This window comes from Bradyrhizobium sp. JYMT SZCCT0180 (genome assembly GCF_018130165.1).
Lineage (GTDB): Bacteria > Pseudomonadota > Alphaproteobacteria > Rhizobiales > Xanthobacteraceae > Bradyrhizobium.
In genome coordinates, this window is sequence record NZ_JAFCLZ010000009.1 from 111,539 (window position 1) to 127,714 (window position 16,176).

The window sequence follows — 16,176 nt, forward strand, 5'->3', positions numbered from 1 at the left end:
CGAGCTTGGTTGGATGGGGGGCGAATATGGTCGGGAATGGCCGCCGGGACAAGCCACCACGGGACATTAAGGGGTAGCAAAAACAGATCAGAGTCTGGCCGCAACCCCTTGTATTGCAATGAAATATCTATTGGCTCCGCTTGCCGAACCAGGACGAGACCGCGGTCGTTGCCGCTGTTTCCGGCTTCTTTGCCGGGTCCTCCACGACGACGGCCGCTCGTTTAGCCACCGCACCCCGCCGGCGCGGCGCGGGTTTTGCCCCGGGCGCAGACGCCGGGCTGTCGCCGGTCAACGACAGCCGTTGGCCGTCGAAGATCGCCGTCTCGCAGTTCCGCTTGTTTTCGGTCAGGACGGCGCAGATCCGGGCGGCGGCTCCGGCGTCGTTGATGGGACCGGCCACCAGCCGAAGCTGCATGCCGAGCCCGTTGGTGCTTTCCTTGATCACGATGATCGGGCGGAGCGCGGCGAGCGGCGCGTTCGATTTCGATTTCAACAGCCCGCGCCACAGCGCGCGCAGGCCGGGGACCGAATTGGCGGTGCCGAGATCGACCCCGAATTGAGTCCGTTGGATCGCAACCTTCGGACCGGTTTCCTCGTCCGCCTCGGCGTCCGTGCTAGGTGCGGCCGCCATCACTTCCGGGATCGGGCTTGCGATCACCGAACTCAGGGGCTTGGTGGGTTCGACCAGTTTGGTGGCGGACGGATCAGGCGGCGCCATGAAGGACTGCGAGGCGACCAGCGGCGTCGCCGGCGTCGCGGCGTCGGCCTTCGCAACCTCGATCTTCACCGTGTCGATTTTCGCAGTATCGGACTTTGCCGCCTCAGGCTTTACCGATTCAGGCTTTACCGATTCAGGCTTGGCCGCCTCAGGTTTGGCCAATTCAGATTTGGCGGCTTCAGACCTTATCGGGTCGGTCTTCTTTGCTTCAATCTTCGGCAGCTCGGGCTTGGTGGTTTCCTTGGCGGAATCCTTGGCAATGGATGAAACGGCCGCAGGGCCGGGCTCGGCAGCAATTGAATTGGCAACGGGTTTGTCAGGCGTTGCCGCAGCCGTCTGCGTTGCCACCGGCGCCACGGCGGGAGCGGGAGTTTGCGCGGCCTGATTTTGGATAGCCTGGGGCTCGGCCGACGAAGCCGCAGCGGACGATGCCGCGGCGGAATTCTGGCGGGCGATGGACCCGGTCACCGAGTCCAGCCCGCGTTCCAGGCCGGTGACGCGGGTATAGAGCCGGTCGCGATCGCTGTTGAGCGTATCGATGGCCGCTGCGAGCCGCCGCGCCTCGCGTTCCGTTTGACTGGCAATATTCTGGATCTGCTGCGCGCGCTGGCCGAGATCGGCCGCGGCCATCTGGTCGCGCTTCCATCCAAACTGGGTCTGGTTGGCCATCACGGCGACGACGACTGCGGCCACCGCACCGACGCCCCACGATCCGAGCCGCCACAGCGCGCGGCGGTCGAGATCCTCTTCCTCGGCCAGCAAACCGCTCAGCACGCCGCCGGTATTGTCCGTATCGAGGCCGCCAGCGCGATGGTCGGAATTCTTGGCCAAACGTCCTTGGCCCTCCCGAGGCCTGCCGAATCACAGGTCAAACATTAACAGGAATTCTGCCATGATCTTGGATCCGGAACTTTGCGGGACGGCGAATCGGGTTTCCACTCACAGCGAAAACACTTAAAGACGGCGCCGGCGCGTTTGGCCCTAATATTTGAGGACTGTTCATGACTGCTCGATCCAGCCTGACGGTGGTGCTCGCGGCCGGCGAGGGGACGCGGATGCGCTCCTCGCTGCCCAAGGTGCTGCACCCCGTCGCCGGCCAGTCGCTGCTGGCGCATGTGCTGAATGCCGCCCCGAAAGGCGCGGGTGCCTCGGTCGCCGTCGTGATCGGACCGGACCACAAGGTGGTCGCCGACGAGGTTGCGCGGATACGCCCCGATGCCGCGACCTTCATCCAGCGCGAACGGCTCGGCACCGCGCATGCGGTGCTGGCGGCCCGCGAGGCGCTGGCGCGCGGCGCCGACGACCTGATCGTCGCCTTCGGCGATACGCCTTTGATATCGGCCGAGACCTTTGCGCGAATGCGCGCGCCGCTGGAGAAGGGCGCAGCCCTCGCCGTGCTCGGTTTTCGCGCCGCCGACCCGACCGGTTACGGCCGCCTGCTGATCGAAGGCGATCACCTGGTGGCGATCCGCGAGCATGCGGATGCCAGCGCCGAGGAGCGCAAGGTGACGCTGTGCAATGCCGGGGTGATGGCGTTCGACGGCAAGAAGGCGCTCTCGATCCTCGAGCGGATCGGCAATGCCAACAGCAAGGGCGAGTATTATCTCGTCGATGCGGTAACTCTCGTCAGGGACATGGGATTGGAGGCCGTCGTGATTGAAACCAGCGAGGATGAAGTGCGCGGAATCAACACCAAGGCGCAGCTCGCCGAAGCCGAAGCTGTCATGCAGGCGCGGCTGCGCAAGGCGGCGCTCGACGCCGGCGTAACGCTGATCGCGCCGGAAACCGTGCATCTTGCCGCCGACACCACGTTCGGCAACGACGTCACCATCGAGCCGTTCGTGGTGATCGGCCCCGGCGTCACCATCGCCGACGGCGCGGTGATCCATTCGTTCTCGCACATCGTGCAGGCCTCGATCGGCAAGAAGGCGTCCGTCGGCCCGTATGCGCGGCTGCGGCCCGGTACCTCGCTCGGCGATGGCGCGCGGATCGGCAATTTCGTCGAGACCAAGGCGGCTCACCTCGAAGCCGGCGTCAAGGTCAACCATCTCTCCTACATCGGCGATGCCCATGTCGGCGCCAACTCCAACATCGGCGCCGGCACCATTACCTGCAACTATGACGGCTTTTTCAAGCACAAGACTGTCATCGGCGAGGGCGCCTTCGTCGGCACCAATTCGTCGCTGGTGGCGCCGGTGAAAATCGGCAAAGGCGCCTATATCGGCTCGGGCTCGGTCATCACCAAGGACGTGCCCGACGATGCGCTGGCCGTCGAGCGCAGCCCGCAGAACAACCGCGACGGCGGCGCAGCGAGGTATCGCGAGATGAAGCTGCGGGCGAAGGCGAAGAAGGAAGGCTGAGGGGGTAAGCGCGAAGGTTGTTGAGCGACGTCGTCTCGTCTTGGTCGTCGTCGTCCCGGCGAAGGCCGGGACCCATACCGCGTGATCTCTCGGTGAAGGCTCGATAGCAGATACCTTCCGCAAAACTTCTCCCTGTGGTTATGGGTCCCGGGTCAAGCCCGCGACGACAGCCGTGTTTGTTGTTGGCGCCATCATCCAAAACATGCCTTCGCATTCTCGCGACGCATTGCGCCCGAGCTTTGCCAGAAATTCCTTACCCCCCGAAATTCAGAGGGCGCAGGGAATGCCGGATGCGCGCTGCACCCGCGGTCTCATGTGCGATTGTGCTAAGAAAGCTGCACATGAGCATACAGGGCAGCGGAGAACATCCGACATTCCCTGCGCAATGGCTTTACGGCTTATGACGCGCTCTCCCCGGTGAGACGGCCTCTATTGCCACCGTCGCCTCGCAGATCGCTCCGCAAGACTTGACGCCGTTACGGGCGCCAGGACCACACGCTTTCGCCGTACGCTTCAGCCGCGACCGTCAATCGCAACTGTTACGTCCACCGCAACCCGCCCCTCGTCGTGACGACGGCCGACGCCCCTCTGAGTGGGACGGGATACGCGAACTCGTAGAGATGATTTGCCCGACGGCGAAAGCGAAATATTTTTTATTTCGGGGCTTGACACGATTTCCGAAAATCGTAATTGATTTGCCCGTCGGGTTGTTTTGTCGCACTTACCGCCCGGCGATATCGCTCGACGAACATAACGCCACCATGTAGTGCAGTCTCCTTCGGCGGTTGCCCGCATAAGTTGCAACCGGCTGTTGCCCTGCCATCACACCAGCCGGCAAATCGACCGAGAGCCCGATGAAACCCGGGGGCGCGTTATCCGGCGCTGCTACAGTCCGATTCTAACCGTTTTCGTTATCGGTACGGCTGCGCCGGTCCTGTCGACCGCAGGCGTTTAGCTAGGAAATTTGAAATGCGCTTCTTGGGGTTCGTTGGGCGGCCGGACGGACCCCAATTCGCTGATTGCACGACGCTCTCTCCCCCGCGCCGCCGCACCACGCTGCTGGCCGGCACGGCCTTCACCGGCGCGTTCGTCGCCGCCATCGTGGCTTATCCCCAGGGCGCGTTAGCGGCCTGCCTCGGCGAGAGCACGGCCAGCGTGACCTGCGATGCCGGTAATCAGGCGACCGCCGGCGCGCTCACTACGACCTTTAACGGCACTACCATCGTCGACAACAATGCGGGCGGCAAGATCGACGCTGGGGGTGCGTTCGCGAACGTCACGGCGGCGGGCAGCCTGACCTTCAACAACAACGACACGACATTTGGCATCACCAACATTGCCGGCTCCGGCGTTACTCTCCTCAACAACTTCGGCGCCGTTACCTATATCGGAAATGCCGCTGTCACCGGGGCAGCCGATGCGATCACGGCAAGTTCGGCCGGCGCAGGAAATGTGACGGTCACCAGCAACGCGACGGCGCTCAGCACCAGTAATTCAGGCATCTCGGCTAGTAAGACGGCAGGTAGCGGCGATATCCTGGTCAATGGCAGCGGCGCTGCGACCGGCGCGGATTTTGGCATCGTCGTCGGGCATAGCGGCACCAGCGGCGGCATCACGATCAGCGGGAGTGGCGGCGCCACCGGCACGGCCGCTGCCGGAATCGCTGCCAGCATCTTCACGGCGACGAACGCGTCCAGCATCCTGATCGACCGTTCCGGCACCGTCACCGGCGCTTCGGGCATCAGCGCCAGCCACGCCGGCACCGGCAACGTCACCGTCACCGGCGGCAGCCTCGTTTCCGCCACGGCGGGCACCGGCATCGAAGCGAAACAGCTCAACAACCTCGCCGGCACCAACGGCTCCGTCACGGTGGGCGGGTCCGGCGACGTCAACGCCGTCGGCGGTTTCGGTATCACCGCGGAGGTCAGCGGCACCAACAATTCCGGCAGCGTCACGGTCAACCGCACCGGCAACGTGACGGCCACAAACGCCGCCATCATCGCCTCCGCGGTTGGCGGCGGCAACGTCACGGTGAGCGGTGTCGGCAACGTCACCTCCACCGGCGGCTTCGGCATTTTCGCAACGGCCATAGGTGGCAATGGCAATGTGCAGGTCGCGGCTGCAGGCACCGTTTCCGGCTCCGTCGGCATGCTCGTGTCGGCGTCCGGCCTGGGAACGGCGACCGCAACCGTCGCGAACAATGTGACGGGGACGGTGACCCAAGGCGTCGTCACCTCCACGGCCGCCGGACTCAATACCGTGAACGTCACCGCCGGGACGATCCAGGGGGCCCAGAGCGGCATTTCCTCCGCTTCGGGAACAGGCAACATCAACGTCACGGTCGGCGCCGGCGTGGTTGTGGTTGGCACGGCATCTTTCGGCGTGTCAGTCGCCGGAGGCACGAGCAATACAATCGCGAACAATGGTTCGATCACCGGCACTATCGGCCTGATCGCGACGGGCGGGACAGCCACCGTCACCAATACCGGCAGCATCACCGGGACCGGCGGCACCGCCGCAGTTCTCACCGGCGCCAATAATACGTTCATCATGAGCGGGGCGGCTGCCGCGCTGAACGGCAACGCGCTCGGCGGCGGCAGCGGCACATTCCGCCTCGCGGGCAACGCCGACAACAGCTTCAACGTCAGCAAGATCCTCGGCGGCTGGACCTTGCTCGATAAGACCGGCACCTCGAACTGGACGCTGACCGGCATCAGTTCCTACGCGGGCGCGGTCACCGTCAACGGCGGCACGATGAGCGTCAATGGCAACATGTCGTCGGCGTCGACCTTCACGGTGAATGCCGGCGGCACGCTCGGCGGCAGCGGGATTGTCGGCGACACCATCGTCAACGCCGGCGGCACGCTGGCGCCGGGCAATTCGATCGGCACGCTCTCGGTCAGTGGCAGCCTGACGATGGCGGCGGCCTCGACCTATCTGGTCGAGATATCGCCTGTTAGCGCCGATCGCGTCTTCGTCACCGGAGTAGCGACGCTGGGCGGCGCCACCGTGAATGCGAATTTTGCGGCGGGCACCTATGTCGAGAAGAAATACACCATCCTCAACGCGACCGGCGGCGTGAACGGTACGTTCAACGGGCCGGTCAACACCAATCTGCCCGGCGGCTTCAAGTCGAGCCTGAGCTACGACACCAATAATGCCTACCTCAATCTCGAAATCGGGCTGGCGCAATACAGCGGCCTCAACGCCAACCAGCAGAACGTCGCCAATGCGGTGAGCAATTTTTTCAACACCACCGGCGGCATTCCATTGGTGTTCGGCACGCTGACGCCGGCCGGGTTGACGCAGGTCTCGGGCGAGACCGCCGTTGGATCGCAGCAGAGCACGTTCAACGCCATGAACCTGTTCATGGGCTTGATCACCGATCCGTTCATCGCCGGCCGCGGCGATCCGATCAGCGGTGGTGGCAATCCGAATGCGTATGCGGAGGAGGGGAGCCTCGCCTACGCTGCCAAGCGTAAGCCGAACGATGCGCTGGCAGCGATCTACACCAAGGCGCCGCCGGTTGCCCCGGCGTTCGCGCAGCGCTGGAGCGTATGGGCCGCGGGTTTTGGTGGTTCGCAGACGACGGACGGCAATACGGTGCTCGGCTCGAACAACACGCGCAGCAGCCTCGCCGCCGGCGCTGTCGGCGCCGACTATCGCCTCTCGCCGAACACGCTGGCGGGTTTTGCGCTGGCCGGTGGCGGCACCAATTTCAGCGTCAACGGATTTGGCTCCGGCCGCTCCGACCTGTTCCAGGCCGGCGCGTTCATCCGCCACAATGTCGGCCCGGCCTATATCACCGGCGCGCTCGCCTATGGCTGGCAGGACGTCGCCACCGATCGAACCGTGACGGTTGCCGGCATCGACCGTCTGCGCGCGCAGTTCAACGCCAATGCCTGGTCGGGGCGTGTCGAGGGCGGCTATCGCTTTGTCAGCCACGGCTTTGGCTGGACGCCGTACGCTGCCGGCCAGTTCACGACATTCGAATTGCCCGCCTACGCGGAGCAGGCGATCGTCGGCGCCAACACATTTGCACTTGCCTACAACGCCAAGAGCGTCACCAGCACCCGCAGCGAACTCGGCCTGCGCACCGACAAATCCTTCGCCGTGCAAGACGGCATCTTCACCCTGCGCGGCCGCGCAGCTTGGGCGCATGACTACAATCCGGACCGCTCGATCGGCGCCACGTTCCAGACGCTGCCGGGTGCGTCGTTCGTCGTCAACGGCGCGCGGCAGGCAGCGGATGCTGCACTCGTCACCGGCTCGGCCGAGATGAAATGGATCAATGGCTGGTCGATCGCCGGCACCTTCGAAGGCGAGTTCTCGAAGGTGACCGAGAGCTACGCCGGCAAGGGCGTGGTGCGTTACGCCTGGTGAGGCGTGACGGCGACGGCGCTCGCTACAAGCTAGTTCGCCCGCGGCAAACCCCGCTTGTCTCCTCGTTCAATTGGCCGCTGTTGCCCAATTGGCGCACAACCGTTTAAAGCGGTCGGCCCGGTTCCGTCGCGTTGCTACCGATCCCCCGCATCGATAGGCTTGAAGCCTGAGTCGTACATGACTGTTATTTATTAGGAATTTGCGATGGCGCGCCAACTGCTCAACACGCGCCATCGCGCCAAGTCGGACACCGCACTGGCGGGGTCGCTCGCACGGCTGGTTCGCCCCATTGCGATGGGGGCGTTCAGCGCCGCAGCCGCCGTGCTGACAAATGTGGCTCTCACCGAACGCGTTGCTGCAGAGACCTGGAATGGCACTATCGGATTCTGGAACGTCGCGGCCAACTGGACGCCCGCCACCGTTCCAAATGCGATCGACGCAACTGCGACGTTCGACGCGGTCAATCCCGGCGTCAGCTTCAGCGTTAATCTGACCGGTGGTCCGTTCACGGTCGGTACGCTGAACCTCAATAGTTCCGTCGCCGTCGGCGGCTATCACTTTCAACAGGGTACGCTGATCATGCAGGTCAGTGCTGGGTCGGCGGCGATCAATGTGCAGAGCAGCAATTTCACAAACGATTTTAGCTCCGACACAACGCTGCAACTGAACTCCAATACGGTGATCACCACTGCGAGCTCCACAGCGCGTCTAACAGTCGACGGCCTGGTCGCTGGCGCCGGCGCATTGACCATCGCGGGTCCCGGCACCGTTATTCTGAATCATGCCAACACCTACACCAGCGGCACCACGATCACGTCCGGCACGCTCGCGATCGGGGACGCCGACGCGCTCGGCACCGGCAATGTGAGTTTCACCACCGCCGCTGGCGCCTTGCGCTCGGATATCACCGGCACGCTCACAAACGCCATCGAGGTCTTCGCCGGTGGGACCTCCCGCATCAGCGCGGCCAACGGCCAGACCTTGACGCTCACGGGCGCGCTCGCCCTGCATGTCGGCGCGGCCGGGATGCAATTCGGCGAGGCGGGCGGCACCGGCACGGTGGTCTTGGATGGCGGCGTTGGCGTCATCGGCGGCGGGGTGGCGGCGAACTTCACGGTGGATGTCCTCGGCGGCACGTTGCGCGGCGACAGTTTCACGCTCGATTTCTTCGCGAGCTTCGCAACCGCCACGAACATCGCCGCCGGTGCGACAATCGATTTCGCCGATGCAGGCGGCGCGACCGTGCGCAATCTTCAGTCGGCCGGCACCGTCGTCATCAGCGGCCCCTCGCTGCTCGTCGGCGGCGGCCAGTCGAGCGGGCCGATCACCGGCGCCGGAGCCCTCACCGTCGCGACGCCCAACAGCCTCGTTGTGCCCAATACCGGCCTGCTCGTCCTCACTGGCACCAACACCTATGCCGGCGGCACGACGATCCAGACCGGTGCCACCCTGCAGCTCGGCGCCGGCGGCACCACCGGCTCGATCCTCGGCAACGTCGCGAACAGCGGCACGCTCGCCTTCAACCGCTCGGACGCGGTCCAGTTCGACGGCGTCGTTTCTGGCGCCGGCGCGCTGCGGAAGGACGGCGCCGGCGCGCTCAACCTCACTGGCAACAACACCTACACCGGCAACACGACGGTCAACGCAGGTCTGCTGGCGGTGAACGGCTCGACCGCGTCGTCGGCGCTAACCACCGTGAATGCCGGCGGCTTGCTCGGCGGCAACGGCACGGTCGGCAACACGACGATCAATGGCGGCACGCTGGCGCCGGGCAATTCGATCGGGCTCCTGACCGTGCAGGGCAGCCTCGTGTTCACGGCGGCGTCTAGCTATCTGGTCGAGGTCTCGCCAACCAACGCCGATCGTACCAACGTCACCGGCACCGCGACGCTGGGCGGCGCGACCGTGAATGCGAATTTTGCGGCCGGCAGCTATGTTCAGAAGAAGTACACGATCCTCAACGCCGCCAGCATCAGCGGCACGTTCGGATCGATCGTGAACACCAATCTGCCCGGCAGCTTCCAGTCGAGCCTGAGCTACGACGCCAATAATACCTATCTCAATCTCCAACTCGCGCTGGCGCAACTTGGCGGCCTCAACCGCAACCAGCAGAACGTTGCCAATACGCTGACGAACTTCTTCAATGCCACCGGCGGCATCCCGCTGGTGTTCGGTACGCTGACGCCGGCCGGGCTTTCGCAAGTCTCCGGCGAAACCGCAACCGGATCGCAGCAGACCACGTTCAATGCGATGAACCAGTTCATGGGGGTGATGACCGATCCGTTCATCGCCGGCCGCGGCGATCCGGTCAGCGGTGGCGGCAATCCCAATGCCTATACCGAAGATAGCCTGGCTTATGCGGCAAAACGCAAGCCGAACGATGCGTTGGCGGCGATCTACACCAAGGCGCCGCCGATCGTACAAAACTTCGAGCAACGCTGGAGCGTCTGGGCCGCAGGCTTTGGCGGTTCGCAGACCACGGACGGCAATACGGTACTCGGATCGAACAACACGCGCAGCAGCCTCGCGGCCGGCGCGGTCGGCGCTGACTATCGCCTCTCGCCGAACACGCTCGCTGGCTTCGCGCTGGCGGGCGGCGGCACCAGTTTCAGCGTCAACGGAGCTGGCTCCGGTCGCTCCGACCTGTTCCAGGCCGGCGCGTTCATCCGGCACAATGTCGGTCCGGCCTATATCACCGGCGCGCTCGCCTATGGCTGGCAGGATGTCACCACCGACCGCACGGTGACGGTCGCCGGCATCGACCAATTGCGCGCGAAGTTCAATGCCAACGCGTGGTCGGGGCGCGTCGAGGGCGGCTATCGTTTTGTCAGCCAAGGCTTTGGCTGGACGCCATACGCTGCCGGGCAGTTCACGACGTTCGAACTGCCGGCTTACACCGAGCAGGCGATTGTTGGCGCCAACACATTTGCACTCGCCTACAACGCCAAGAGCGTCACTAGCACCCGCAGCGAACTCGGCCTCCGCACGGACAAATCATTCGCGGTGCCGAACGGCATCTTCACGCTGCGCGGCCGCGCCGCCTGGGCGCATGATTACAACCCGGATCGTTCAATCGGCGCCACGTTCCAGACGCTGCCGGGTGCCAGCTTCGTCGTCAATGGCGCGCGGCAAGCCGCCGACGCGGCGCTGGTGACCGGTTCCGCCGAAATGAAATGGCTCAACGGCTGGTCGATCGCAGGCACGTTTGAAGGCGAATTCTCGAAGGTGACCGAGAGCTACGCCGGCAAGGGCGTGGTGCGCTACGCTTGGTGAGGTGGGCAGGGAGGACGCATTGCCCTCCGCGCCGCGTTCGCCTAAGTCCGTCGGACTGCCGTTTACCAATGGTAGACGTTAATCTTGCCGCTTAAGACTGTCTCAATCCGCAATAATTATTGAGTAGGTGGGCGGCGGCGTTTCCCGTTAAGGGAACATGGCGTTGCTTCGGCAATTTTTCGACGATTTGGGGATATTAAACCGCATGTGCGGCATTGTCGGCATTCTCGGACGCGCTCCGGTCGCGGAGCAGTTGGTGGATTCGCTCAAACGCCTGGAATATCGCGGCTATGATTCGGCCGGCGTCGCCACGTTGGAGGGCGACCATCTGGCGCGGCGCCGCGCCGAGGGCAAACTGAAAAACCTCGAAAAGCGGCTGGAGGCCGAACCGCTCGCCGGCCATACCGGGATCGGACATACCCGCTGGGCCACCCATGGCCGGCCGACCGAGAACAACGCGCACCCGCACGCGACCGAACGCGTCGCCGTGGTCCATAACGGCATCATCGAGAATTTTCGCGAACTCCGCGAGGCGCTGGAGAAAAAGGGCGCGGTCTTCAAGACCGAAACCGATACCGAGATCGTGCTGCATCTGGTCGACAATCTGCTCGGCCAGGGCGTAGGCCCCGTCGAAGCGGTGAAAGCGGCGCTGTCGCAGCTGCGCGGCGCGTTCGCGCTCGGCTTCATCTTCGCCGGCGACAATGACCTGATGATCGGCGCCCGCAACGGCCCGCCGCTCGCGATCGGTCACGGCGACGGCGAAATGTATCTGGGGTCGGACGCGATTGCGCTCGGGCCGCTGACCAACACCGTCAGCTATCTCGAGGACGGCGACTGGGTGGTGCTGACGCGCAAGGGCGCCACCATCTACGACAAGGACAATGCGATCGTTCATCGCGACGCGATCAGGCACACGGCGTCGAGTTCGCTGGTCGACAAGGCGAACTACCGCCACTTCATGGCCAAGGAAATCCACGAGCAGCCGGAAGTGGTCGGCCATACGCTGGCGCGCTACGTCGACATGGCGACTGACCGCGTGATGCTGCCGGTGACGCTGCCGTTCGATTTCAGGGGTGTGCAGCGCATCGCGATCGTCGCCTGCGGCACCGCGAGCTATGCCGGCCATATCGCCAAATACTGGTTCGAGCGGCTCGCCCGCGTGCCGGTCGAGGTCGATGTCGCCTCGGAATTCCGTTACCGCGAGGCGCCGCTGCGCAAGGGCGATCTGGCGATCTTCATCTCGCAGTCCGGCGAGACCGCCGACACGCTGGCGGCGCTGCGTTATGCGAAGTCGCAGGGCGTCCACACGCTGTCCGTGGTCAACGTACCGACCTCGACGATCGCGCGCGAGAGCGAAACCGTGCTGCAGACGCTGGCGGGGCCCGAGATCGGCGTCGCCTCGACCAAGGCGTTCACCTGCCAGCTGATGGTCCTGGCTGCGCTGGCCGTTGCCGCCGGCAAGGCGCGTGGCGAATTGTCCGACGAGGACGAGACCAAGCTGGTCCATGGCCTCGTCGAGGTTCCCCGCCTGATGGCGGCGGCGCTGACGACCGAACTGCAGATCGAAAAGCTGGCGCGCGACATCGCCAAATGCCGCGACGTGCTCTATCTCGGCCGCGGCACCAGCTACCCTCTGGCGCTGGAAGGCGCGCTGAAGCTGAAGGAAATCTCCTACATCCACGCCGAGGGCTATGCCGCCGGCGAGCTCAAGCACGGCCCGATCGCGCTGATCGACGAGAACATGCCTGTCGTGGTGATCGCGCCGCATGACCGGGTGTTCGAAAAGACCGTCTCCAACATGCAGGAGGTCGCCGCCCGCGGCGGCAACATCATCCTGATGACCGACGCCAAGGGCGCTGCCGAGGCGACCATCGAATCCCTGGTCACCATCGTGCTGCCCGACATGGCCGCGACCTTTACGCCCATGGTCTATGCGGTTCCGGTGCAGCTGCTGGCCTATCATACCGCCGTAATCATGGGCACCGACGTCGATCAGCCGCGAAATCTGGCCAAATCGGTCACGGTCGAATAGCCGCAGGGGCGTGCTTGCCGGCATCTCGGGCCTTCAAAAACCTGCTAGGATGGCTTAGCTGGAACAAGACCGGCTGCCCCCGCGACCTGGAACCGCAATGAATCCCCAAGATCTGCCCCCGTCCGACCCGGCCGACGTCCCGCCGGAAGCCCCTCGCGGGCTAATGGCCCGTTTTCGCAACTATTTCCTCACCGGCCTCGTGGTCGCCGGACCGATCGCAATTACCTTTTACCTGACCTGGTGGTTCGTCACCTGGGTCGACGGCCTGGTGCGGCCGTTCGTGCCCATTGCCTACCGGCCGGAAACCTATCTGCCCTTCGGGCTGCCGGGTTCCGGGTTGGTCATCGCCGTGGTGGCGCTGACGCTGCTGGGTTTTCTGACCGCGAACCTGATCGGGCGAACGCTGGTCGATCTTGGCGAACGGCTGCTCGGCCGCATTCCGGCGGTGCGCGCGATCTATCGCGGCGTCAAGCAGGTGTTCGAGACCTTGTTCTCGGGGAAGGGGTCGAGCTTCCGCCGCGTCGGCCTGGTCGAGTTTCCCTCGCCGGGCATGTGGTCGATCGTGCTTATCTCGCAATCGCCGAGCGTGGAGATCTCCAGTCGTCTTCCCAGCAATGACGAGCACATTTCGGTGTTCCTGCCGTGCGCGCCGAACCCGACCACGGGGTTCTTCTTCTACGTGCCGAAGAGCAAGATCCTCGAAATCGACATGAGCGCCGAAGACGCCGCAACCCTGATCATGTCCTGCGGCGTGGTGCAGCCCGGCTCCGATCCGCAGAAGAAGATCGCGGCCTTGGCCGCGACGGCACAGGCCGCGCAAGCAGCGCGTGCCGCCAACGCCGCGAATGCAGCCACACTGCAGCCGGCGAAGGTGGAGTAGGGCACCGCGCCAGGCGTCTACTCCTCCTCATCCTGAGGAGCGGCGCGCCTTCGCCGCGTCTCGAAGGATGCAGGCCCATCTGTGGCCTCATGGTTCGAGACGGCGCAAGGGCGCCTCCTCACCATGAGGAGAACCAGTCACCCCGCCCCGATCAGCGGGATCGCTTCATCGCGCTCGTACAAATACAGCAAACAGCGCAGCGCTTCGCCGCGGTCGCCTTTGAGTTTCGGATTGTCCTTCATGATCCGCAGCGCTTCGTCGCGGGCCTGGGTGATGAGCTGGCCGTGGACTTCGGAGCGGGCGATGCGGTAGCCGGGCAGGCCGCTCTGCCGGATGCCGAGCACGTCGCCTTCGCCGCGCAGTTTCAGATCTTCCTCGGCGATCCGGAATCCGTCTGACGTTTCGCGGATCACTTTCAGCCGCGCGGTGGACATCTCGTTGAGTGGCTCCTTGTAGAGCAACAGGCAGGTGGACGCCTCCGACCCGCGGCCGATGCGGCCGCGCAATTGATGCAACTGGGCGAGGCCAAAGCGTTCGGCATTCTCGATCACCATGATGGATGCTGCGGGGACGTCGACGCCGACTTCGACCACGGTGGTGGCGACCAGGAGGCCGATTTCGTGGACGGCAAACTGCGCCATCACGCGGTCCTTTTCGGTGCCCTTCATCTGGCCGTGGACGAGGCCGACGCGGTCCCCAAAACGCTGCTGCAGCCGCTCGAACCGCTCGGTGGCGTTGGTGAGGTGCTCGATGCCCTCGGCCTCGGACTCTTCCACGAGCGGACAGATCCAGTAGACCAGTTTTCCCGCCTTGAGCGCACGGCCGACGCCGTCGATGACTTCGTCGAGCCGGCTGTTGGGAACGGTGCGGGTATCGATCGGCTGCCGGCCGGCCGGCTTTTCGCGCAGTTCCGAGACGTCCATGTCGCCGAAATAGGTCAGCACCAGCGTGCGCGGGATCGGCGTCGCGCTGAGCACGAGAACATCGACGGCCTCGCCTTTGTTGGTAAGCGCGAGGCGCTCGCGCACGCCAAAACGATGCTGTTCGTCGACCACGGCGAGCGCCAGCGATTTGAAGATCACGTCGTCCTGGATCAGCGCGTGGGTGCCGACCAAAAAGTCGATCTCGCCGGCTTCCAGCTGGGCAAGGATTTCGCGCCGCTCCTTGCCCTTTTCGCGCCCCGTGAGGATCGCCACCCGCATGCCGGCCCGTTCGGCCAACGGCGTGATGGTCTTGATGTGCTGGCGGGCCAGGATTTCGGTCGGCGCCATCAATGCTGCCTGCTTGCCCGCCTCGGTCACGGCGGCGGCCGCGAGCAGGGCGACCACCGTCTTGCCCGAACCGACGTCGCCCTGCAGCAGCCGCAGCATCCGCACCGGCTGGCGCAAATCATCGGTGATGGCGGCGACTGCGTCGCGCTGCGACTTGGTAAGTGCATAAGGCAGCGCGTCGATGATCCTGCTGCGCAGATGGCCGTCGCCGGCATGGCGGTCACCGGCCGGACGGCGCAATTGCGCGCGCACCAGTGCCAGCGCCAGTTGACCCGCCAAAAGTTCGTCGAAGGCGAGCCGCGACCAGAACGGGCCATCCGGGAGGATGTCCGTGAGCTCGACCGGGACATGGACACGGGTGAACGCTTCCCGGATGGGCGGGAAGTGGCAGCGGCGGACGACTTCCGGACTGATCCATTCGGGTAGTTCGGGGAGCTTTTGCAGCGCCTGGGCGACCGCGCGGCGCAGCGAGCCGAGCGCGAGGCCTTCGGTCAGCGGATAGACCGGATCGATGCCGGTCAGTTTCGCGAAGGCCGCTTCATCCACGACGTTGGTGGGGTGCACGATCTGGGGAATCCCGTCGTACATTTGCAAGGTGCCGGAGACGTAGCGCTTCTCGCCTACGGGAAGCAGCTTTTCGACATAACCGGGCTTGGCGCGGAAGAACGTCAGCACCACGTCGCCGGTGTCGTCGCTGGCGTAGACGAGATAGGGCGCGCGCGAATTGCGCGGCGGCGGCGGCCGGTGGCGATCGACGGTGACTTCCAGCGTCACCACGGTTCCCTGCACGGCTTCACGGATTTTTGGCCGCGCGCGGCGATCGATCACGCTGGCCGGCAGATGCAGCAGCAGATCGACCAGCCGCGGCGTCTCGCTGCGGCCGAGCAGATAGCGCAGCAATTTGTCCTGCTTCGGCCCGACGCCAGGAAGCGTCGTGACCGGAGCAAACAGCGGATTGAGCAGAGGAGGGCGCATTAGAAAGCCTAAGACCGTTTTCTATCGTCATGCCCGGCCATAGTAGTCTGCCTGGCGCAGACTACGTACACTTGTCTGCGCTGCCGGGCATCCACGTCTTTTTTTGTGGCCAACACGTGGATGGCCGGCATAGGCGAGCGTAAGCGACGCCGTCCTTTGGACGGCTATGCCCGGCCATGACGATTTGCCTAGCGGCGAAGCGCAGAACAGGTACTGACATCTGCCATTCCTATCGCTATATCAACCCCGCCCGGCACGTCCGGGCTTTTGGCGTTCGGATGGGA

Annotated in this window: 7 protein-coding genes; 5 read left to right on the forward strand and 2 right to left on the reverse strand. The window is 64.6% G+C overall.

The genetic code is table 11. The features are described 5' to 3' along the window. Positions 1 to 127: 127 nt before the first annotated feature. Positions 128 to 1,549: a hypothetical protein gene (locus JQ641_RS15365; protein WP_211996788.1), complete on the reverse strand. Its 1,422-nt coding sequence runs from the start codon at positions 1,547 to 1,549 to the stop codon at positions 128 to 130. 170 nt (positions 1,550 to 1,719) lie between these two features. Between JQ641_RS15365 and glmU the strand changes: the two genes are divergently transcribed. The 5 genes from glmU to JQ641_RS15390 all read left to right on the forward strand — a co-directional run bounded on the left by glmU (position 1,720) and on the right by JQ641_RS15390 (position 13,646). Further along, positions 1,720 to 3,078 carry a bifunctional UDP-N-acetylglucosamine diphosphorylase/glucosamine-1-phosphate N-acetyltransferase GlmU gene (gene glmU, locus JQ641_RS15370; RefSeq protein WP_211996789.1) on the forward strand — a complete coding sequence of 453 codons (1,359 nt, stop codon included), beginning with the start codon at positions 1,720 to 1,722 and terminating at the stop codon, positions 3,076 to 3,078. Positions 3,079 to 4,047: 969 nt separating this feature from the next. Then, positions 4,048 to 7,461, forward strand: a complete 3,414-nt coding sequence (locus JQ641_RS15375) for an autotransporter outer membrane beta-barrel domain-containing protein (RefSeq protein ID WP_211996790.1) — start codon at positions 4,048 to 4,050, stop codon at positions 7,459 to 7,461. A 204-nt stretch (positions 7,462 to 7,665) separates the two neighbouring features. Beyond that, positions 7,666 to 10,734 carry an autotransporter outer membrane beta-barrel domain-containing protein gene (locus tag JQ641_RS15380; RefSeq protein ID WP_211996791.1) on the forward strand — a complete coding sequence of 1,023 codons (3,069 nt, stop codon included), beginning with the start codon at positions 7,666 to 7,668 and terminating at the stop codon, positions 10,732 to 10,734. 205 nt (positions 10,735 to 10,939) lie between these two features. Then, on the forward strand, positions 10,940 to 12,766 hold the full coding sequence (gene glmS / locus JQ641_RS15385) for a glutamine--fructose-6-phosphate transaminase (isomerizing) (RefSeq protein ID WP_211996792.1): 1,827 nt from the start codon (positions 10,940 to 10,942) through the stop codon (positions 12,764 to 12,766). A 97-nt stretch (positions 12,767 to 12,863) separates the two neighbouring features. Next, entirely contained in the window at positions 12,864 to 13,646 is a 783-nt protein-coding gene (locus JQ641_RS15390; RefSeq protein ID WP_211996793.1) for a DUF502 domain-containing protein, read from the forward strand. Positions 13,647 to 13,783: 137 nt separating this feature from the next. Here JQ641_RS15390 and recG read toward each other — a convergent pair whose 3' ends face one another. Beyond that, on the reverse strand, positions 13,784 to 15,892 hold the full coding sequence (recG, locus tag JQ641_RS15395; RefSeq protein WP_211996794.1) for an ATP-dependent DNA helicase RecG: 2,109 nt from the start codon (positions 15,890 to 15,892) through the stop codon (positions 13,784 to 13,786). Positions 15,893 to 16,176 lie beyond the last annotated feature (284 nt).

Excerpts from the sequence above, each read along its gene's own strand:
- glmU (WP_211996789.1), top strand. The coding sequence starts at position 1,720 with ATGACTGCTCGATCCAGCCTGACGGTGGTGCTCGCGGCCGGCGAGGGG.
- JQ641_RS15375 (WP_211996790.1), top strand. The coding sequence starts at position 4,048 with ATGCGCTTCTTGGGGTTCGTTGGGCGGCCGGACGGACCCCAATTCGCT.
- JQ641_RS15380 (WP_211996791.1), top strand. The coding sequence starts at position 7,666 with ATGGCGCGCCAACTGCTCAACACGCGCCATCGCGCCAAGTCGGACACC.
- glmS (WP_211996792.1), top strand. The coding sequence starts at position 10,940 with ATGTGCGGCATTGTCGGCATTCTCGGACGCGCTCCGGTCGCGGAGCAG.
- JQ641_RS15390 (WP_211996793.1), top strand. The coding sequence starts at position 12,864 with ATGAATCCCCAAGATCTGCCCCCGTCCGACCCGGCCGACGTCCCGCCG.
- recG (WP_211996794.1), bottom strand. The coding sequence starts at position 15,892 with ATGCGCCCTCCTCTGCTCAATCCGCTGTTTGCTCCGGTCACGACGCTT.